The 18,516-nt window shown below is 50.1% G+C and carries 17 protein-coding genes and 17 tRNA genes; 26 read left to right on the top strand and 8 right to left on the bottom strand.

The window, feature by feature from the left end:
* The 21 genes from ACTL32_RS16160 to ACTL32_RS16060 all read left to right on the top strand — a co-directional run bounded on the left by ACTL32_RS16160 (window position 1) and on the right by ACTL32_RS16060 (window position 6,995).
* A tRNA-Asn gene (locus ACTL32_RS16160) sits at window positions 1–75 on the top strand.
* A gap of 7 nt (window positions 76–82) precedes the next feature.
* A tRNA-Ser gene (locus ACTL32_RS16155) sits at window positions 83–172 on the top strand.
* Window positions 173–195: 23 nt separating this feature from the next.
* Window positions 196–270: transfer RNA gene (locus ACTL32_RS16150), tRNA-Glu, on the top strand.
* A gap of 10 nt (window positions 271–280) precedes the next feature.
* Window positions 281–356, top strand: a tRNA-Val gene (locus tag ACTL32_RS16145).
* Window positions 357–466: 110 nt separating this feature from the next.
* Window positions 467–543, top strand: a tRNA-Met gene (locus ACTL32_RS16140).
* A 3-nt stretch (window positions 544–546) separates the two neighbouring features.
* A tRNA-Asp gene (locus ACTL32_RS16135) sits at window positions 547–622 on the top strand.
* 14 nt (window positions 623–636) lie between these two features.
* A tRNA-Phe gene (locus ACTL32_RS16130) sits at window positions 637–712 on the top strand.
* Window positions 713–733: 21 nt separating this feature from the next.
* Window positions 734–809: transfer RNA gene (locus ACTL32_RS16125), tRNA-Thr, on the top strand.
* A 3-nt stretch (window positions 810–812) separates the two neighbouring features.
* A tRNA-Tyr gene (locus ACTL32_RS16120) sits at window positions 813–896 on the top strand.
* A 5-nt stretch (window positions 897–901) separates the two neighbouring features.
* Window positions 902–975: transfer RNA gene (locus tag ACTL32_RS16115), tRNA-Trp, on the top strand.
* A 20-nt stretch (window positions 976–995) separates the two neighbouring features.
* Window positions 996–1,071, top strand: a tRNA-His gene (locus ACTL32_RS16110).
* Between the two features lie 43 nt (window positions 1,072–1,114).
* A tRNA-His gene (locus tag ACTL32_RS16105) sits at window positions 1,115–1,190 on the top strand.
* Between the two features lie 9 nt (window positions 1,191–1,199).
* Window positions 1,200–1,271: transfer RNA gene (locus tag ACTL32_RS16100), tRNA-Gln, on the top strand.
* Window positions 1,272–1,276: 5 nt separating this feature from the next.
* Window positions 1,277–1,351: transfer RNA gene (locus ACTL32_RS16095), tRNA-Gly, on the top strand.
* A gap of 6 nt (window positions 1,352–1,357) precedes the next feature.
* Window positions 1,358–1,431: transfer RNA gene (locus ACTL32_RS16090), tRNA-Cys, on the top strand.
* Window positions 1,432–1,440: 9 nt separating this feature from the next.
* Window positions 1,441–1,524 (top strand) — tRNA-Leu (locus tag ACTL32_RS16085).
* A gap of 235 nt (window positions 1,525–1,759) precedes the next feature.
* Window positions 1,760–2,377, top strand: a complete 618-nt coding sequence (locus ACTL32_RS16080) for a DUF47 domain-containing protein (RefSeq protein ID WP_204892936.1) — start codon at window positions 1,760–1,762, stop codon at window positions 2,375–2,377.
* Between the two features lie 15 nt (window positions 2,378–2,392).
* Window positions 2,393–3,391, top strand: coding sequence for an anion permease (locus tag ACTL32_RS16075; RefSeq protein ID WP_441342429.1), 999 nt, complete (start codon window positions 2,393–2,395; stop codon window positions 3,389–3,391).
* Between the two features lie 117 nt (window positions 3,392–3,508).
* Window positions 3,509–3,592: transfer RNA gene (locus ACTL32_RS16070), tRNA-Leu, on the top strand.
* Between the two features lie 219 nt (window positions 3,593–3,811).
* The gene (locus tag ACTL32_RS16065; RefSeq protein WP_441342428.1) at window positions 3,812–4,192 is read left to right on the top strand and encodes a VOC family protein; all 381 of its coding nucleotides are present in this window, start codon (window positions 3,812–3,814) and stop codon (window positions 4,190–4,192) included.
* Between the two features lie 127 nt (window positions 4,193–4,319).
* Window positions 4,320–6,995 carry a cation-transporting P-type ATPase gene (locus tag ACTL32_RS16060; protein WP_441342427.1) on the top strand — a complete coding sequence of 892 codons (2,676 nt, stop codon included), beginning with the start codon at window positions 4,320–4,322 and terminating at the stop codon, window positions 6,993–6,995.
* A gap of 130 nt (window positions 6,996–7,125) precedes the next feature.
* Here the strand turns inward: ACTL32_RS16060 and ACTL32_RS16055 are convergent, their stop codons facing one another.
* Window positions 7,126–7,653 (bottom strand): hypothetical protein, encoded by a 528-nt coding sequence (locus tag ACTL32_RS16055; RefSeq protein WP_441342426.1) that lies wholly within the window; start codon window positions 7,651–7,653, stop codon window positions 7,126–7,128.
* 239 nt (window positions 7,654–7,892) lie between these two features.
* Here ACTL32_RS16055 and ACTL32_RS16050 point away from each other — a divergent pair, with 239 nt between their 5' ends.
* Entirely contained in the window at window positions 7,893–8,942 is a 1,050-nt protein-coding gene (locus tag ACTL32_RS16050; RefSeq protein WP_441342425.1) for a C45 family autoproteolytic acyltransferase/hydolase, read from the top strand.
* 26 nt (window positions 8,943–8,968) lie between these two features.
* Here the strand turns inward: ACTL32_RS16050 and ACTL32_RS16045 are convergent, their stop codons facing one another.
* The gene (locus ACTL32_RS16045; protein ID WP_441342424.1) at window positions 8,969–10,039 is read right to left on the bottom strand and encodes a C45 family autoproteolytic acyltransferase/hydolase; all 1,071 of its coding nucleotides are present in this window, start codon (window positions 10,037–10,039) and stop codon (window positions 8,969–8,971) included.
* 91 nt (window positions 10,040–10,130) lie between these two features.
* Window positions 10,131–10,793, bottom strand: coding sequence for a B3/B4 domain-containing protein (locus tag ACTL32_RS16040; RefSeq protein WP_441342423.1), 663 nt, complete (start codon window positions 10,791–10,793; stop codon window positions 10,131–10,133).
* 67 nt (window positions 10,794–10,860) lie between these two features.
* Between ACTL32_RS16040 and queG the strand changes: the two genes are divergently transcribed.
* The 3 genes from queG to ACTL32_RS16025 all read left to right on the top strand — a co-directional run bounded on the left by queG (window position 10,861) and on the right by ACTL32_RS16025 (window position 13,157).
* Entirely contained in the window at window positions 10,861–12,006 is a 1,146-nt protein-coding gene (gene queG / locus ACTL32_RS16035; protein ID WP_441342422.1) for a tRNA epoxyqueuosine(34) reductase QueG, read from the top strand.
* 9 nt (window positions 12,007–12,015) lie between these two features.
* Window positions 12,016–12,489 carry a tRNA (uridine(34)/cytosine(34)/5-carboxymethylaminomethyluridine(34)-2'-O)-methyltransferase TrmL gene (trmL, locus tag ACTL32_RS16030; protein ID WP_441342421.1) on the top strand — a complete coding sequence of 158 codons (474 nt, stop codon included), beginning with the start codon at window positions 12,016–12,018 and terminating at the stop codon, window positions 12,487–12,489.
* A 341-nt stretch (window positions 12,490–12,830) separates the two neighbouring features.
* Window positions 12,831–13,157 (top strand): hypothetical protein, encoded by a 327-nt coding sequence (locus tag ACTL32_RS16025; RefSeq protein WP_441342420.1) that lies wholly within the window; start codon window positions 12,831–12,833, stop codon window positions 13,155–13,157.
* A gap of 60 nt (window positions 13,158–13,217) precedes the next feature.
* On the opposite strand, the gene ACTL32_RS16020 is transcribed toward ACTL32_RS16025, so the two are convergent.
* Window positions 13,218–13,694: a putative immunity protein gene (locus tag ACTL32_RS16020; RefSeq protein ID WP_441342419.1), complete on the bottom strand. Its 477-nt coding sequence runs from the start codon at window positions 13,692–13,694 to the stop codon at window positions 13,218–13,220.
* An 89-nt stretch (window positions 13,695–13,783) separates the two neighbouring features.
* On the bottom strand, window positions 13,784–15,085 hold the full coding sequence (locus ACTL32_RS16015; RefSeq protein ID WP_441342418.1) for an NCS2 family permease: 1,302 nt from the start codon (window positions 15,083–15,085) through the stop codon (window positions 13,784–13,786).
* Window positions 15,086–15,235: 150 nt separating this feature from the next.
* On the opposite strand from ACTL32_RS16015, the gene ACTL32_RS16010 reads away from it, so the two are divergent.
* Complete coding sequence (locus tag ACTL32_RS16010; protein WP_441342417.1) at window positions 15,236–16,069, top strand: aldo/keto reductase; 834 nt, start codon at window positions 15,236–15,238, stop codon at window positions 16,067–16,069.
* A 584-nt stretch (window positions 16,070–16,653) separates the two neighbouring features.
* Here ACTL32_RS16010 and ACTL32_RS16005 read toward each other — a convergent pair.
* From ACTL32_RS16005 to ACTL32_RS15995, 3 genes are read right to left on the bottom strand one after another with little or no spacing between them, the layout of a single operon-like run.
* The gene (locus ACTL32_RS16005) at window positions 16,654–17,499 is read right to left on the bottom strand and encodes an RluA family pseudouridine synthase (RefSeq protein ID WP_441342416.1); all 846 of its coding nucleotides are present in this window, start codon (window positions 17,497–17,499) and stop codon (window positions 16,654–16,656) included.
* A 55-nt stretch (window positions 17,500–17,554) separates the two neighbouring features.
* Window positions 17,555–18,025, bottom strand: coding sequence for a thioredoxin family protein (locus tag ACTL32_RS16000; protein WP_441342415.1), 471 nt, complete (start codon window positions 18,023–18,025; stop codon window positions 17,555–17,557).
* Entirely contained in the window at window positions 18,025–18,453 is a 429-nt protein-coding gene (locus tag ACTL32_RS15995) for a disulfide oxidoreductase (protein ID WP_204892951.1), read from the bottom strand. Before ACTL32_RS15995 ends, ACTL32_RS16000 begins: the two co-directional genes overlap by 1 nt.
* Window positions 18,454–18,516: the final 63 nt, after the last annotated feature.

Raw genomic sequence — 18,516 nt, 5'->3', positions numbered from 1 at the left:
TCCGAAGTAGCTCAGTGGTAGAGCACCGCACTGTTAATGCGATGGTCGTAGGTTCGAGTCCTACCTTCGGAGCCATTCTTTTGGAGAGCTGTCCGAGTGGCCGAAGGAGCATGATTGGAAATCATGTAGGCGGGCAACCGTCTCAAGGGTTCGAATCCCTTGCTCTCCGCCAGAATTTAATCTCCAAATACTAATGGCCCCTTGGTCAAGCGGTTAAGACACCGCCCTTTCACGGCGGTAACACGGGTTCGAATCCCGTAGGGGTCACCATTTTCAATACGGAGGATTAGCTCAGCTGGGAGAGCATCTGCCTTACAAGCAGAGGGTCGGCGGTTCGATCCCGTCATCCTCCACCATTTTGGGAAATACATAATCGATTCGATCAGTAGTTTCATATATAATAGAAGGAATTCAATCCTTCAAAATATATTGCGCTCTAAGCGCACAAAATATCATATATTATTGTCGCGGGGTGGAGCAGTTCGGTAGCTCGTTGGGCTCATAACCCAAAGGTCGCAGGTTCAAATCCTGCCCCCGCAACCAAATGGTCCCGTGGTGTAGCGGTTAACATGCCTGCCTGTCACGCAGGAGATCGCCGGTTCGATCCCGGTCGGGACCGCCATTTTTTAAAAATGTGGGTCAGTAGCTCAGTTGGTAGAGCATTAGATTGAAGCTCTAAGTGTCGGCGGTTCGATTCCGTCCTGACCCACCATTATTTTTTAATAATCTCCATGCCGGAGTAGCTCAACTGGTAGAGCAACTGACTTGTAATCAGTAGGTTGAGGGTTCAAGTCCTTTCTCCGGCACCACTAGGTGGGGTAGCGAAGTGGCTAAACGCGGCGGACTGTAAATCCGCTCCTTCGGGTTCGGCAGTTCGAATCTGCCCCCCACTACCAGTTTTAGGGGCATAGTTTAACGGTAGAACAGAGGTCTCCAAAACCTCCGATGTGGGTTCGATTCCTACTGCCCCTGCCAATTTTAAATTTTATATGATGGCGGTCGTGGCGAAGTGGTTAACGCACCGGATTGTGATTCCGGCACTCGGGGGTTCAATTCCCCTCGTCCGCCCCATACATTAACTTTAACTTGATGCTATAATAAATATAATATCGTGGCGGTCGTGGCGAAGTGGTTAACGCACCGGATTGTGATTCCGGCATTCGGGGGTTCAATTCCCCTCGTCCGCCCCATCTTATTATTGGGGTATAGCCAAGCGGTAAGGCAACGGGTTTTGATCCCGTCATGCCCTGGTTCGAATCCAGGTACCCCAGCTTTTGCGGAAATAGTTCAGTGGTAGAACGCCACCTTGCCAAGGTGGAGGTCGCGAGTTCGAACCTCGTTTTCCGCTCCAATTTTTGGCGGCATAGCCAAGTGGTAAGGCATGGGTCTGCAACACCCTTATCACCGGTTCGAGTCCGGTTGCCGCCTCCATAATAATTTGCCGGCGTGGCGGAATTGGCAGACGCGCGGGACTCAAAATCCCGTTCCTTCACGGGAGTGTCGGTTCGACCCCGACCGCCGGTATCATGAGAAGGGCCTGCCTGCCCTTCACCAAAGCTCCAACTTTGACTTTCAAAGTTGGAGCTTTTTCTTATGCAAAAAAAGAAGAATAACGCATTAAACATTTATAGGGAAAGGGAAATATCAGTTTTATTAAGGAATTGTAAAATTGATGTTTAGGGATTGTTAATTCTGTATCCTATGAGGTATTATTATCTAGCTTAGATTTTATTATATGAGAATAGCGGAGGGAACAAGAATGGCGTTTAAAAAGAAAGATAAATTTGCAGTGCAATTAAGCGATATCGCGTTGAACTTAAAAGAGAGTGCTGCTTATTTTGCCGATTATAAATTGAACTCGATCAGCGATTTGAAGATTTTCTCGAATACGATGAAAGACTTTGAAACTAAAGGGGATACATTCGTCCACGATGTGATCCAGGACTTGAACAAAGCCTTCATCACACCAATTGAGCGCGAAGACATCCTGGCGCTGGCGATGAGCATGGACGATGTATTGGACGGCTTGGACCACACCGCTTCCATGTTTGAAATGTACTCAATCATTAATGCAGATCAATATATGCTGGAGTTTGTCGAAGCGATCCGATTAAGCACAGAAGAGATTGTGGTGGCGGTCGATTTGATGACTTCCAAGAAATTGCTTGCCATGCGGGAGCATGCAATCAAAATCAAAGACTATGAATCTCAATGCGATGTGACGCGTCGAAATGCTATCAAGAACCTGTTTGCGACTGAGAAAGACCCGATCCGCATTATCCAGTATAAAGAGATCTATGAAGAACTAGAGGAAATAGCAGATCACTGCCAGAAAGTGGCTAATACATTTGAATCAATCATCATGAAGAACGCTTAAGGAGCAAAAAGACTAATGGATATGGTACTGCTGTTAACGGTTTTGATTGTCATCTTTGCAATAGTTTTTGACTTTATCAATGGGTTCCATGATACGGCCAACTCTATTGCCACTGCGGTTTCAACGAAAGCGCTGAAGCCAAGGCACGCCATCCTGCTGGCTGCCATCATGAACTTTGTCGGAGCTATGGCTTTCACAGGCGTAGCTAAAACAATCACGAAAGACATCGTGGATCCGTTCACGCTTGAAAATGGAACAATCGTCATTCTGGCAGCACTATTGGCTGCGATTACATGGAATTTGGTCACATGGTATTATGGAATCCCTAGCAGCTCCTCGCATGCGCTGATCGGATCGATTGTCGGTGCGGTCATTGCAGCAGCAGGCGTCGGCGCACTTAATCTTGGCGGTTTCCTTAAGATACTCCAAGCTTTGATCCTTTCCCCGATCTTGGCTTTTGTAGTGGGGTATATCGTCTACAGCATCGTAAAAGTCGTGTTCAAGAACCATAACTTGACCAAGACCAACAGGAACTTCCGGCTGGTACAGATCGCCACTGCGGCGTTGCAGTCGTTTTCACACGGGACGAACGATGCCCAAAAAGCGATGGGGATCATCACTATGGCACTCATCGTCAACAATTATCAAACTACGGATGACATCCAGCTATGGGTACAGGTTTCCTGTGCGCTCGCTATGGCTCTTGGGACATCAGTCGGCGGCTGGAGAATCATCAAGACAGTCGGGGGCAAAATCATGAAAATCCGGCCGGTCAACGGAGTTGCCGCTGACTTGACCGGAGCCGCTGTTATTTTCGGCGCTACCGCCATCCACTTGCCGGTCAGTACAACGCATGTTATTTCATCTTCGATCATGGGAGTGGGAGCTGCGCACAGACTGAAAGGCGTGAAATGGGGAACAGCCCAGACCATGCTGATTACGTGGATCATTACATTGCCGATTTCTGCAATGATTGCTGGACTGATCTATATAGTTTTAAATCTTTTCATGTAAGGGAGAGCTGCCATCGTTTCTGTATAGAGGCGATGGCGTTTGTAATTATTATTTTAAAAAAGTAGTGGCGCAATTTCTTTTTCAATGCTATAATAATAATTGTCCTTTTATGAATAGGCCGGCGTGGCGGAATTGGCAGACGCGCGGGACTCAAAATCCCGTTCCTTCACCGGAGTGTCGGTTCGACCCCGACCGCCGGTATACTTTTCATCGCATGCCAAACGATGAAGCTAAAGCTGATGATTTGAGATCTTCTCAAATCATCGGCTTTTTTTATTGAAAAATAATCGTTTAAATAGGGCTGCCGGACGTTATCCATCGATCAATTAAATCTTCTAAGAACGCTTTACGAAGGAAAGGTTTATCTCCATTGATGTCGAAGTGTTAAGTACTGCCGAAAGGTGAAAAGGAGTGCTGCAAATGGAGATCAGCCGGTTGGACCATCTTGTACTGACCGTCAAGGATATCAGGGAAACTTGTGAATTTTATCGCCAAGTATTGGGCATGCGGATCGAGACTTTCGGAGAGGATAGAAAAGCATTGCGCTTCGGGAACCAAAAAATCAATCTGCACAAAGCCGGGAAAGAATTTGAACCGAAAGCGTCAGTTCCTGTGCCGGGGAGTGCGGATTTATGCTTTATTACTGAAATCCCTATGCTGGAAGTCGTCAAGCATATGGCGGAATGTCGCATTGGAATTGAAGAAGGACCTATTGAGCGGACGGGCGCTCTTGGTCCTATTCTGTCGGTATATATCCGCGACCCGGATGGAAACTTGCTCGAGCTATCCAATTATCAATGAAGTGTTCCTGGCAGCTCCCACTGCGAAACCGATGTAAAAGCCGCTGCTCATAAAATGCTTCGTGGTATACTAATCAAAATTGTCCGTCAGTGAAGCTGGAATGAGATGCGGGGAGGCCAAGTCTAAGATGAAATGGTACAGTCATGAAATCGCAGACGTCCTTGAAGAATTGGCAGCCGATCCGTCCATGGGTTTATCCGAGGAGGAGGCGGCTGAGCGATTGGCCACGTGGGGCAGGAATGAACTGCCAGAGGCAAAGAGCGATTCGCCTATCGTCAAGTTTTTTAAGCATTTTCACGATGTGTTGATCTATGTCTTGCTTGTTGCGGCAGTCATCACGTTTATCCTGCAGCATTATATTGATACGGGCGTCATATTGGCAGTGGTGGTCATAAATGCAGCCATCGGCTTTATCCAGGAGAATCGGGCAGAAAAGGCACTGGAAGGGATCCGCAAAATGCTATCGGTCAAAGCGGTTGTCCTGCGTTCGGGAAAGCGTGCCAGCATCCGGGCAGCGGATCTGGTGCCGGGCGATATCGCCTATCTGAGAGCGGGGGATAAAGTGCCGGCTGATCTGCGTTTGTTTGATGCAGTGAATCTGCAGATTGAAGAATCTTCTTTAACCGGAGAATCGGATGCTGTCGAAAAGAAGACAGCCTTGCTGCCGGAAGATACGGTGCTTGGCGACAGGACCAATATGGCATTTGCCGGAACGGCTGTCGCTTCCGGTGCGGGAGCGGGTGTAGTAGTGGCGACAGGAGCGGAGACGGAACTTGGAAAAATCAGCTCTGCGCTCGCCGCGGTTGAGAAGCTGCAGACGCCGTTGCTGAAACAGACTGCCGCCTTCGGCAAATTGGTCTCGATGATCATCGTTCTGAGCGCAGTTGCGCTGTTTTTGATCGGCTATTGGCTTCATGATTATGCAACCGGGGAATTGCTGCTGGCCATCATTGGGCTGACCGTAGCGATGATTCCTGAAGGGCTGCCGGCGATACTATCAATTATCTTGGCTCTTGGTGTGCAGACCATGGCTGGAAAAAATGCCATTGTCCGTAATCTGCCTTCAGTCGAAACGCTTGGAGCAGTGACCGTCATCTGTTCAGATAAAACGGGTACATTAACGAAAAATGAAATGACCGTCAAATCTGTAATACTCGAAAGCGAAGAGTTTGATGTCGGTGGAGTCGGCTATTCCCCGGAAGGGGCGATTCAGAAAAATGGCCAGAATGTTTCGGTACAGGACCAGCCTCTGCTCGAACGTTTCCTGATCTGCGTCAAGACGCTGAACGACTCACATTTGTACAAAGAAGGGGACAGTTGGAAAGTCAGCGGCGGTGCGACTGAGGGATGCCTGCTGACGCTAGCGGAAAAGGCCGATAAAGAAATTGACATCTACCCCTTGGCCTCCAAAATACCGTTCGACTCTTCCTATAAATACATGGCAGCGCTGGTCAGGGAAGGCAGCCAAAAATGGATTTATGTGAAAGGCGCACCGGAACGGCTGCTGGAAATGATCCCTTCCGCTGAAAGGGGCTATTGGGAAGAAAAGATTCTGGATCACGCGGTACGTGGGGAGCGGCTGTTGGCCGCAGCGGCAAAGCCGGTTCCCAGCGGCGTTGAATCGATCGGGCACAGCGACTTGCAAAGCGGCTTCACCCTTCTGGGAATGGTCGGCATTTTCGATCCGCCGCGCGATGAAGTGATCGAATCGATTGTTCAGTGCAAAAAAGCCGGTATCCGGGTGAAGATGATTACAGGCGACCATAAAGAAACTGCCGTAGCAATCGGTTCGAAACTGGGGATTGGAGTTGGCCTTAAAGCGATTGAAGGCCGAGACTTGGAAACGATGGACGCCGAAGCATTGGCACAGGCAGTGAACGATTTCGATATTTTCGCTCGCACTAGCCCGGCCGACAAATTGCGGCTGGTGGAAGCGCTGCAAAAACAGGGGCATATTTGCGCGATGACAGGGGATGGGGTGAACGATGCCCCGGCATTGAAGCGCGCCGATATCGGCATCGCAATGGGTATAAAAGGGACGGAAGTATCAAAAGAAGCTGCTGAGATGGTGCTGGTCGATGATAATTTCAATACCATTGTCAATGCCGTGAAAGAAGGCCGGCGAGTATACGACAACTTGAAGAAGACGATTCTATTTATATTGCCGACCAATGTATCGGAAGGCATGTTGATCTTTGTCAGCATTCTTCTTGGGGCGACCATCCCGCTGACGCCCGTGCAAATCCTGTGGGTCAATATGATTACGGCGGTAACGATTTCACTGGCAATCGCGTTTGAAAAACTTGAGCCCGGCACGATGGAGCGGCCGCCGCGAAAAGCCGGCAGCCGATTGCTAAGCGGATATTCGGTGTTCCGGATTGCCTTTGTCTCGCTTTTAATATGCGGCGGCATCCTGTGGATGAATACCGTATTTGCAGCAAGGAATTACGATGCAGGTACATTGCAGACCATGACGCTGCAGGCCCTCGTCCTCTCGCAGCTTTTTTACCTTTTCAATTGCCGGAACGAAAGCCGGTTTGCCTTGAACCGCGACTTCTTTTCCAATAAAGCGGCATTTTTTGTCTCGGGCCTGCTCATCATCATACAGCTCGGAGTCACTTATGTGCCTTTTATGAACGTCATCCTTGCGACAGAACCGATCGGCCTCAGCAATTGGATATGGCCGCTTTTGATTGGCCTCAGCGTCTTTATCCTTGTGGAAATTGAAAAATGGATAGTGAATCGGGTAATGGGGAATCGCTTGGAAAGGAAAAGCGAAAAGGGAGACAAAGGCGGACGGTAATATGCAGGGCGTGCAGCCGCTTTCCATGGCAAACCGGGACAGGGCAATGCAAGGCCACAGAAAAGCCGGTGCAAAAGGATTTCCTTTTGCACCAGCTTTTTTTGCTGTAAGTGTCCTTGCATCCATTCGGTTATTTAGCGTATTTGCAGCTCACGCGTTCGTTTTCTGGTTCAAACATGCCGTCTGGATTCTTTTTGAACAACCAGGCATGCAAGTCGTAATGTTTGCCTGGAGAGCCATCATGGTTTGCCATCGGCCCTTGGAATTTTTGCTTGAAGAGATAAGGTGTTTTGTTTGTTTCTTCAGCCGGCACATACCATTCTGCTGCAACCAGTTTATAGCTGCCGTCTTTCATTGGCTCATAAACCAGAATTTCCGGTCTAGTGATGGAAAGTTTCGCATCATCGACCCGGTTCGGCTTGATCAAGTGGATGCCCATTTTCGGTACGCAGGCGCCAGGCATCAATCCGGTAAACCCTTCATCCAATGCGACGTCGATGTCCCGGTATTTCTTCAGGGCTTTTTTGCTGATCATCAATTCCTCCCGTACGCTGAATTTGTCATCGTCTTTGTCGTTGTGGTGCGGATGAGCGCTCACTGTGGACATGGCAGACAGGGTCAAAAATGCAATCATCAGAGCAACGAGAAACTTCTTCATTACTGCTTCCTCCTTGGTGCTTATTTGCGTTATGTATTATTTATTTGATTAAACCCAAAACTAATTATATACCTTTTCTTAAGGAAAACAAGAGTTTAATCTGAATAATTAGAATTTTTTTAGAACCAAAAACCAGGTGGAAATCTTTCTTCAATCCGTTTTCCTGTCTTCCCCGAGCGGTTAGTTGTTATAATAATTGAATATCAAAAGTCAGTGGAGACAGATGGAGGAATGAACTCGTGAAACCCATACATAGCGATATTCTGCAGTTCAGGGGGAGCCATTACGATTTCGGTTTGATGCAAGGGCAGCTGCTGAAAGAATCGGTGACGCTTGAAAATCGCAGGAAGCAGTGGAAAAGCAAACGGCCGCGGTTTGTTGTCGACGCGGCGGAAGCGCAAGCTGCTTTTAATGCTTATGCGCCAAAAATCTGGGAGGAGTTGAAAGGCCTCGAAGATAGCTTGGAGCTTCCAATCGAAGAAGTGCTCCGCGATTTTGGCGGCTATCGCATTGATGCGCCGCCGTCGGGTTGTTCCATCGTGAGCGGGGACGATTTTCTGGTGCGCAATTATGATTTTCATCCGCAGACCTATGAAGGCAGGTTCTGCTTGTTCCAGCCCGACGAAGGCGCCGCGGTAATCGGGCCCAGCCAGCGGATTCTGGGGCGCACGGACGGCATGAACGAGCACGGCCTCGTGATGGGCTATAATTTCATGCACCGGAAAAATCCCGGCGATGGCTTTGTCTGCTATATGATCGGCCGCATCATTCTTGAGACCTGCGCCACAATTGAAGAGGCTGCCGCACTAGTGAAGGATATTCCGCACCGGGGCTCTTTCAGCTATGTGGTGACTGACCGGAGCGGCGAAACGAAAGTCATGGAAGCGACGCCGCGCAAAGTGGTGGTTCGGGAGGCGGCTGCATGCACCAACCATTTTGAAATCCAGCAGCATGAAAACCGCAATTATTTGAAAGATTCCCATGAGCGCCTTGCGGTCATCGAAGCGAATCCGGATGATGCATCAGAAGCCTACCGGGCATACCGGTTGTTCAACGACACGGAGCGGGGGCTGTTTTCCAAGCTATATAAAAGCTGGGCCGGGACAATCCATACCGCCGTTTATTTGCCGAACGAACAGGAAGCCTGGTTCGCGCTGGGCGGCGACCAGGAACCGACCGTTTTCAACTTCGGTGAATGGCTGAAAGGTAAGCGCGTTACTATTGATGCGATTCACGGCGAGCTTGATACGGCAATCGGATTGGCTCATACAGATCGCCTATATACGTAGAAAAACGGCTGTAGCGAGGATTCGCTTCAGCCGTTTTTAGATTGTAGAAGAGACAGATCATCCAGATATGGAAACGGGAAATGCGTATCAATCCGTCCATTGATCCGTTTGGCAAGCAGACGCTCGCCTTTCAGCCATTTCTGGAAATCGAACATCAGCGGCAAGCGGTCCGGCCCGATAGCAAAGCCGACTTCCAGGCTATGCGGGAAATAAGAGGCAGTATGCAAGGTACCGGAAGCCGTGCTGTATTTTGTCGAGAATACGCCTTGCCCGGAATCGTTCAACAATCGGAATGCAGCATAAGCATCTTCCGATTGTGTAGAATGGGTGAGCAGCGCTTCTTCACGGCGTTTGGAATCGTCGATCTGGTAGCGGTTTTCTTCCGACAAAATTTCAAAATGGTTTGTCGACACAGACGCTTCCCGGACGATGACGTTTCGGGGCGATGTTTCGACGACAACCGATTTTTCGCTCTTGTCCAAAAGCACATAGCTGAATGAGCGGCGGTGCGGCAATTCTTTCAGTAAGTCGACAGCTTCTTCGATGGTCGCGCAATGCTCCAGTAGGAGACGCCCGATCATATTGCAGATAAAGCCATCTGCGGAATTGCGTCGATTGATGAAATTGTAGCCCATGGCCAGCCCTTTTTCATTGAGGCCGTCTGTCCGTCCGGTAATTTGCATGGATGGTCCGATGGAGGCATAACCGCCGTCTGTCGGTTCATACAATGCGAAGCGGCCTTCATAGCCCTGCGGTGAACTGTCGTAATTACGGACCAGAAAATCGGAGCGGGCAAGGATCGAACAGCCGCTTCGTGTGTATTCCAGGTAATAGCCGCTGAATTCACGCAGCGCATCGACAAAAGGCCAGTCCAGCGCATCGGCAAGCCCCTCGATTTCCTCAAGGATGCGCGGGGCAAACCGGTCGAGCATCTCGACGCCTTGGGTCTCGTCTATTAGAAGCTGCCGGCTGTTCTGGCTTCGCTGGGTTTTGCGGTTTGGCAAAAGAATAGAATCCCGGAGCAGCTCGCCTTGGTGGTACCCGAAATCATAATGGCTGCCGCGGAACTGGATAACATCACTGTGCACTTTCTTCATGGAAATCCCTCATTTTTTATCACGATAACAAAATCATACTAAAATAATGAATGGTTGGAAAAGAATATGCCTGCAAAGAAGATTTCGGAAATTAAAGCACGGCGATTTCGGCCTCACCGCCATGGATGCCGGTGAACATATTGGCAGCAGCCTGCAATAATTCCAAGGCGGTATCGCGTTCCATGGATGGGCGCAGGTAAAAGATGTGCAATGCGTTTGTTGTCCGGTCGGTGACCGCCGTTCGCCTTGAATCGACATATGGGCTGCCGAATGCGCCTTGATCGTCTTTCGACACCGGAATGTTCGTCAAGGTATTGAGGCGGTTGTTCAACCCTTCAAATTGATCCGCTGGAGTGCCAAGGGCAATCTCCACATTTCCGTCAATCTGGTCGGCGTCGTAGAGGCCGAGCGGAATTTCATACTGCAGCGACAAAAAGCTGTTCATATCGACAGCTGAGTGGATTGAAGGCAGGTAATTCTGCTTCTTGATGCGGCGGAACAGCGCTTCTGCTGAAGGCCGGTAACGGCTCGGATCGGCACCGAGTGCTTTCCAGATGAGCTGCCATTCCAAAAGACCCGGGAAGTCTGTAATTTCCTTGTCCTCCAGATCGAAGAACAATTGCTCCTGGAAAAGCTGCAGGCGGCCTTTTAACATTTGAGGTGAATCGGAAACGGTGATATTGTTATAATGAATAGTTCCTATTTTAAAATCAGGAAGGATTTCTATGATTTTAGGATTGATTGTCAGTTCCATTGCAATCTTCCTTTCAGATGATGGTTTAGGGATATCGTATCATAGTTAAGGAATGTGAGGTTACAACATGAATCTCGATCACTTTCAACAAGAGCTTGTTGCTTATGCCTCGGAGATCGGAATCGATAAGATCGGTTTTGCTTCGGCAGAACCTTTTTATAATTTGCGGCATCAATTGGTGCGCCAGCAGCAACTGAACTACCAGTCGGGTTTTGAAGAGCCGGATGTCGACAAACGCACACAGCCGGCTCTTTTACTGGATGAAGCGGTGAGCATCATCGCCATTGCCATCGCCTATCCATCTAAAATGACGGATGCGCCGCAAGGGACAAAAGGGGCCCGGCGCGGCATCTTTTCCCGCTCCTCCTGGGGCAAGGACTACCACGCCGCACTAAGAGAAAGACTGACGCTTTTGGAAGCGTTCATTGCTGCGCATTTTCCGGATGCACGCATGCGCTCAATGGTGGATACCGGCGAATTGTCGGACCGGGCGGTGGCAGAACGGGCAGGGATCGGCTGGAGCGCTAAGAACACCTCGATTATTACGCCCGAGTTCGGATCGTACGTCTATTTAGGGGAGATGATTACCAACATCCCGTTCAAATACGATGAGCCGATGGAAGACCAGTGCGGCGACTGCCGCCTGTGCATCGATGTCTGCCCGACCGGTGCCATTGTGGAGGGCGGCCAACTGAATGCTCAGCGCTGCATTTCGTTTTTGACGCAGACGAAAGGGTTTCTTCCGGACGAGTTCCGGGGCGTCATCGGCAACCGGCTTTACGGCTGCGATACTTGCCAGACGGTGTGCCCGAAAAACAAACGCAAGGCAAATCGGATCCATGCCGAGTTCGAGCCGGATCCGGAAATTGCGAAACCGCTTTTAGAACCGCTTCTCTCGATTTCCAACCGGGAATTCAAAGAGAAATTCGGCTATGTATCCGGTTCATGGCGCGGAAAGAAACCGATTCAGCGAAATGCCATCCTGGCACTTGCTCATTTCAAAGAGGAAAGTGCAGTGCCAGCATTGATCCAATTGCTAGAGAGCGATGAACGCCCGGTGATCCGGGGGACGGCCGCGTGGGCCATCGGCAAGATCGGTACAGCCTTAGGACGCATAGCTTTGGAACAGGCACTCGCGGAGGAGAAAGACGAGGAAGTCAGGGAAGAAATCGAAAAAGGATTGGCATTTTTTGCCGAAGAATCGAAAGGATAAGTGACAGATTTGGCTATACACATCGTTTTGTACCAACCGCTGATCCCGGCGAATACAGGGAATATTGCGCGCTCATGCGCAGGAACGGGCGTAAAGCTCCACCTGATCCGGCCGCTCGGCTTTTCCACGGATGATAAGATGCTGAAGCGGGCAGGCCTTGATTATTGGGAGCACGTCGACTTGGCTTATTATGACTCGCTGCAGGAATTGTTTGACCGCTACAAAGAAGGAAACTTCTATTACATTACAAAATTCGGCACGAAGACGTATTCGGATTTTGATTTCTCGGCCGTGGAGGACGATTACTTTTTCGTCTTCGGCCAGGAGACGAAGGGACTGCCGAAAGAATTGATCGAGCAGAACTTGGACCGCTGCCTGCGGATTCCGATGAACGAGCATATCCGTTCGCTGAATCTCTCGAATACCGCGGCCATCCTCATGTACGAGGCGCTGCGCCAGCAGGGGTTCCCGGAACTTGTGTGAGAAAAGAAAAAAGGACAGCGCACAGGGCGCTGTCCTTTTTTATACTAATCTTGTTTGTATGTTCCTGGCTTGTCATCGTATCCCGCTGTTAAGATAGCTGACAAGAAGGCTACTGTAACGCCTAGAATAAGGATTAAGTTCATAGTGACAACCTCCTTGGAATTTGCGTCTTTGTTTAGTATAGCGCATGAACGGGAAAAATGAAATATAAGACCGCTTTCAATTATGGCTAAGTTTTGTCTATGCAAAATCCGGTCTGTTTTTTTATTGAATACCGAAACTATTGCCGCGGCAATCCGTAGAATAGAGCAAGGACAGTTCCAAGAAAGGATGAAGGACCGATGAAGATGAAAGCTTCAATTGCGTTGTTGTGGATTACCGGCCTTGCAGAAGCGCTGCTCGCCATTCCGTTTATCGGAGGCGGATTTGTCGTGAGCACAGGCTATGCGGCGCTAGGCGTCATGTTTGTGCTTCATGCCGTCACGTTGTTTTTCTGTTTCCGGGAGTATTCACCGAAATCAGGATCCATCCTCGGAATCATCACAAGTTTGGTTGCCTGGTTCCCGCTTATCGGCTGGGTGATGCATTTATTGACAGCGGCTGTGCTGTTGATCACTGCTGCCATGTCGAGCGCGAAAGCGAAACCGACTTCCGAGTACAGAGGCTAATCCGGTAATAGGACGTTGGAATAAAAAATGCCAGGAGCGCATTCCGCTTCTGGCATTTTCTTATAGTTTGAAGCCTTTCTCTTTCTGGCGCATGGCCTCGAGCACTTGATCGGCAAGGCTGGAGGGCAATTGGCGCAGCTGTCCGAGCTGCCACTCTCTTTCTTCGTGCAGCGGCTTTCCGGCAAGCTTCAGGGCTTTCAGCGCATACAGAGGCGCCCCTACGGAATGGTCAGCCATATGGGCGGTAGCGACAGCGTGGCCGACTGAACGGGCCGCGGCTGTCGATGCCGGATTGTCCTTTTCCCTCGCGGCAGCATGTGCAGCTACTGCAGCTTTCATGGCATCACCTGTCGGCACTTCGCCTTGCTCCCATTTTTCGGCTGTATCGAGGGCATGGGCGAGGCGGGGATCCGCTTCTTCGCCAAGAACCTGCAAAATATGTTCTGCACATACCCGGGCCCAGTGCATCAGCCGCTGGTGGTTCTCCTTTGTCAGCGTGCCGCCCCGGTGGACGGCGACAAACCGGATGTCTCTCATGCGTTCCCTCCTTTGCGGCATTTTGTCTTTAAGGCCATTATATACCGGAAGATAAAAAAGAAGCAGCCTGCCCGGCTGCTTCTTTGATGTCAATGAGGTGCTATCAGAATCTGGATGGCGAATAATACGGCAAAGATATAAAGAATTGGGTGAACCGCTTTCCATTTTCCTTTGAAAATCTTCATCAATGGATAGGAGATGAAACCGAGCGCAATCCCGGTGGCGATGCTCGAGGTGAGCGGCATGGCCAGAACAATCAGGAATGCAGGGAATGCTTCATCGAATTCTTCCCATTCGATATGTTTGACGGCACCAATCATCAAACTGCCGACAATGATCAATGCAGGCGCCGTGATAGCAGCCACGCCCGACAAGGATGATACGAGCGGGCCGAAAAATGCAGCGATGATGAACAGAATGCCGACAGTCAACGTGGTCAAGCCTGTCCGGCCGCCTGCTGCCACGCCGGCAGAAGATTCCACGTATGCGGATGTGGGGCTCGTGCCGACCATGGCGCCTGCAGTTGCCGCTACCGAATCGGCCAAAAGCGCCTGGCGCATGCGCGGCATGTGGTTGTCCTTCATTAATCCGGCTTGCTTGGCGACTCCGATCATTGTTCCCGTCGTATCGAAGAGCGTAACAAGCAGGAACGAGAAGACGACGCCGTAAAGGCCGAATTCAATGACCAGTTGGACTGCTTCGAGCGGATTCCAGACAATGATGCCTTCCGGCAGCGAAGGCAGTTTCATAAAGCCGCTTTCAAATTTCAATTGGCCAGTGAAGAACGCGATGATGCCAGTGGCGATCATTCCGAAAAAGATTCCCCCGTGAATGTTGAGCGACATGAAGATGAGCGTGATCATCAACCCCGCCAATGTCAACAGGACGGGAGGGGAAGTCAAATCGCCCAGGCCGACAAGATTGGATTCGTTTCCGACGATGATGCCGCTGAGGCGCATGCCGATAAACGCGATAAACAATCCGATGCCCGCCGTGATGGCATGCTTCAAGTTTTCAGGGATGGCTTGGATCAAGACTTTGCGCATCGAAGTCATTGACAGCAGAACGAAAATAAGGCCGGCCACAAAAACAGCCGAGAAAGCCGTAACGTAATCAATAGTGCCGCCGGACCCCAAAACCATCGACGTGAAATAGGCATTCAATCCCATGCCCGGTGCAATAGCAATCGGATAATTGGCGAAAAGCGCCATCCACAATGTGCCGATGGCGGCAGCGATGATCGTCGCCAGAAAAACTTGGTCGAAAGGAACCCCTGCGGCACCGAGGATGACTGGATTAACAATAACAATGTAGGCCATTGTTAGAAATGTCGTCATGCCGGCAAGAATTTCTGTTTTTACATCTGTGCCGTACTCTTTTAAATGAAACATCTATATACCCCTTTCAAAATCCGAACAATTTAAACAACATTTCATATAATATTCGCTTTTGAAGAGAAATGCAAGTGGTTTTGCCAAATTCGTCAAAGTCGAATTTTTAGCGGGATATTTGTACAATAGGAACAGAAAGGATGATGAAAAATGGATTTGACCATCAAATCAACAAAGACCTTACATAACGGAGTGGAGATGCCGCGCTTTGGCCTTGGCGTATTTAAAATGACGGATAAGGAAGCGGCGGTGGAAGCGATGCTGGCAGCCATCAAAGCGGGGTATCCGGCGATCGACACAGCAGCCATCTATGACAATGAACGAGAAGTGGGGGAAGCGGTCCGGGCTTCAGGAGCCAAAAGGGAAGACTTGTTTATCACATCGAAAGTCTGGAACACCGACCAGGGCTATGACAACACCTTGCGGGCATTTGAGGCATCCCTGGAACGCCTTGGGTTCGATTATTTGGATCTGTATTTGACGCATTGGGCCATGCCGGATACATATGAAGAAACTTACCGCGCAATCCAGCGCCTGTACGACGAAAAACTGGTGCGGTCGATCGGCGTATCGAATCACCAGCAGCATCACCTCGAGAAGATTTTAGCCACGGCACATACTAAACCGATGGTCAACCAGATCGAGCTTCATCCGCAATTGACACAGGAACCGCTCCGCCAGTTCTGTGCAGTCAACGAAATTGCGGTGACATCCTGGTCGCCGCTGGCTCGCGGGCGCCTGCTGGACAATCCGGTGCTGGCGAAGATCGGCGAGAATTACGGCAAGTCGATTGCGCAAGTTATCATCCGCTGGCATTTGCAGCACGATTTGATCGTCATTCCGAAATCGATCCAGCCCGAACGCATCCTCAAAAATGCAGATGTCTTCAATTTTGCGTTGACGGCTGAAGAGATGGCGATGATTGACGGCTTGAACCAGGATTGGCGCACAGGCACCCATCCTGATGAAATCCATTTGAAGTAGAAAAGAAGTTCCCGTTGGGGAACTTCTTTTTTAGGTCGTTGAGAAAGGTATAAAATATTTTGTCTCTTAATCGATATTCCGCAAAACAGCTTCGTAAAACCCTGTGCTCCTGCGCGCTATGCGCTCGTCGCAAAGAGATGGCTCTAACTTACTTAGAGCCATCTCTTCGCCGCGGGCGAGCGCCAAGCCTCCTCAGTCGCTTGCGCGACTTGCGGGGTCTCGGCTAACTCGCTGTCCGCAGGCAAGTATCGGCCAAACGGCATTTGTCCGATACTTTGCGACGAAGCGCGCAGCGCTGCAACGGTTTTTCATGTCCCGAAGATAGCGCAGCGATGCAGGGACAGGAGCAGCGCACTTTCATGTTTCGAAGCTGGCGAAGCGATGCAGAAACAGTACGGTTTTCTCCGCTGTTTTTCTTCATATCTCAGATAGCTCTAGTAAAACGGATAAAGTTACCAGCTTTTAAAGAGCGAAACCAGCGCCGACGCGTCCACGGGCTGGGCGAAGCTTTGAGACGAGCGTCCTTCTCGGCTCATGGCGAAAGCCATGCCCAAAGCGGCGAAGCGAGGTAAAAAGTTCATTTTTTACCGGCTGCTATCTTCAGCGACAATCTTTTCGCCGGTAAAGGGATGGATGAACGACATGCGGAATGCATGCAGGTGGTAGGAGCCGTCTTGTGTCGGAGGCCCGTCGTAAAGTTCATCTCCAATGACCGGGTGATTGAGGTGCGAGAGGTGGGCACGGATCTGGTGCGTACGTCCGGTCTCGAGCGTCAAGTGAAGAAGCGTCTTGCCTTCCATTTGCCGCAGCACTTTATAATGCGTCACGGCGCTTTGGCCGGACGGGGACACGCGCCGGCGGGTCGGGTGGTGCCGGTCGCGGCCGAGCGCGGCATCGATCGTGCCGGTTTTGTTGGCGACCTTGCCTTTGACGACCGCTTCATATTCACGGACCAGCTGCTTTTGTTCGAGCATGCGGTCAAGGACGTTTTTGGCTACCGGGTGCTTGGCGACCATCAGCAAGCCCGATGTGCCCTGGTCAAGGCGGTGGACATGTTCGCCGTAGCTGCCGCCATGGCGGACGATATGGCCGAGAATGGCATTGATGAATGTGTCTTTCTGGCCGACCTCGTTCGGATGGGTCGCCATGCCTTTCGGTTTTCGGGCAATGATGAAATGATCGTCTTCAAACAAGATCTGAAGTTCGATTTCGTGGTTGGCTTCATAAGGCGAGCTGGCCGGCGGAAGGTCAAATGTCAGCATTGTCCCTTTTGGGAGCGGCTCTTTCCAGATGACTTCCTGCTGTTTCTCATTTTTCACGCTTTTGGCCATGCGCATTTCGTGGACCACTTTTTTGCCAAGTCCCCATTCAGTGCGCAGCAGCTCTTCGACGGTCATGCCGTCTTCTTGAATTGCATATTTCCATTGCATCATTTTGCCTCCATATGAAAGGGCCATGCGCACGGCACATGACCCTTGTCTTTTATTATTTCAGAACGACTTCGTTGAAAAATTCTTCGATGTTTTCTTTTGGCTGTGCGCCGACCCAGCGCGCAACTTCTTCGCCATTTTCATAATGGACAAGCGTTGGAGTGGCTTCGATGAAATAATCCTGCCAACCTTGTTCATACTCTAACAAATTGTATTGGAGGACGTCCACATCCATGTCGTTAGCCACTGGCATCAACACGGGCGTAGTTGCCTGGCAATGTGGGCAAGTCGGGCTGAAAAAATAAACCGTAGTCGGTTCGCCGCTTTCGACCTGTTTCGCCACTTCATCCGGCAAGGCGATGTTCTGATAGTTCTCATCGTCCAGCAGATCGATGGTCGATTGGTCCAAATCTTCTTTATCGTACGGGTTGTCTGCAAGTTTTTGGCTGTTTGACATGTTCGTTAATACGATGATGAGCGCAAAAATCGCTACAATCACGCCGCCGATGATCAACATTTTCTTCATTACTTAACTTCCTCCTTCAATGACTTCAGCAAATAGATGCTCATTCCGGCAATTAGAATAAATGCGGTAAGCGCTAAAAATGGAATGGTGATGAACCCGAAATAATTGATGTACTGGCCGGTGCAAGGGACTTGTCCGCAGGACGGGGCAGCGTCCGACAGGAATGTCAGTTTCTGCAGGCCGTAATGGTAGAGCGAAATCCCGCCGCCGATGACGGATAGGGCCAGCGTCGTTGTAGCGATCCGGACGTTCTTCTGGGCAAAAGCGATTCCGATGACGACTACGAGCGGATACATGAAAATCCGCTGCACCCAGCACAATGTACAAGGAATGTAATCCCTGATCTGTGAGAAATACAGGGATCCGGCCGTGGCAACCAGCGCGACAGCCCACATAGCAAGCAAAACATTTTCTTGGCGCTTCGACATTGAGTGGTACCTCTTTTCAAAAGTTACTTCCATCAAAGTATAAATCCTTGACGCCGGCAAGTA

Origin of the sequence: Planococcus sp. FY231025, from assembly GCF_052078085.1 — a bacterium.
Classification (GTDB): domain Bacteria; phylum Bacillota; class Bacilli; order Bacillales_A; family Planococcaceae; genus Planococcus.
Note: the sequence above shows the minus strand (reverse complement) of the source record. Positions and strands in the feature narration are given on the sequence as shown.

Bases quoted from the DNA above. Each gene is read 5' to 3' on its own strand.
- ACTL32_RS16080 (WP_204892936.1), top strand. From the start codon at position 1,760: ATGGCGTTTAAAAAGAAAGATAAATTTGCAGTGCAATTAAGCGATATC.
- ACTL32_RS16075 (WP_441342429.1), top strand. From the start codon at position 2,393: ATGGATATGGTACTGCTGTTAACGGTTTTGATTGTCATCTTTGCAATA.
- ACTL32_RS16065 (WP_441342428.1), top strand. From the start codon at position 3,812: ATGGAGATCAGCCGGTTGGACCATCTTGTACTGACCGTCAAGGATATC.
- ACTL32_RS16060 (WP_441342427.1), top strand. From the start codon at position 4,320: ATGAAATGGTACAGTCATGAAATCGCAGACGTCCTTGAAGAATTGGCA.
- ACTL32_RS16055 (WP_441342426.1), bottom strand. From the start codon at position 7,653: ATGAAGAAGTTTCTCGTTGCTCTGATGATTGCATTTTTGACCCTGTCT.
- ACTL32_RS16045 (WP_441342424.1), bottom strand. From the start codon at position 10,039: ATGAAGAAAGTGCACAGTGATGTTATCCAGTTCCGCGGCAGCCATTAT.
- ACTL32_RS16040 (WP_441342423.1), bottom strand. From the start codon at position 10,793: ATGGAACTGACAATCAATCCTAAAATCATAGAAATCCTTCCTGATTTT.
- queG (WP_441342422.1), top strand. From the start codon at position 10,861: ATGAATCTCGATCACTTTCAACAAGAGCTTGTTGCTTATGCCTCGGAG.
- ACTL32_RS16025 (WP_441342420.1), top strand. From the start codon at position 12,831: ATGAAGATGAAAGCTTCAATTGCGTTGTTGTGGATTACCGGCCTTGCA.
- ACTL32_RS16020 (WP_441342419.1), bottom strand. From the start codon at position 13,694: ATGAGAGACATCCGGTTTGTCGCCGTCCACCGGGGCGGCACGCTGACA.
- ACTL32_RS16015 (WP_441342418.1), bottom strand. From the start codon at position 15,085: ATGTTTCATTTAAAAGAGTACGGCACAGATGTAAAAACAGAAATTCTT.
- ACTL32_RS16010 (WP_441342417.1), top strand. From the start codon at position 15,236: ATGGATTTGACCATCAAATCAACAAAGACCTTACATAACGGAGTGGAG.
- ACTL32_RS16005 (WP_441342416.1), bottom strand. From the start codon at position 17,499: ATGCAATGGAAATATGCAATTCAAGAAGACGGCATGACCGTCGAAGAG.
- ACTL32_RS16000 (WP_441342415.1), bottom strand. From the start codon at position 18,025: ATGAAGAAAATGTTGATCATCGGCGGCGTGATTGTAGCGATTTTTGCG.
- ACTL32_RS15995 (WP_204892951.1), bottom strand. From the start codon at position 18,453: ATGTCGAAGCGCCAAGAAAATGTTTTGCTTGCTATGTGGGCTGTCGCG.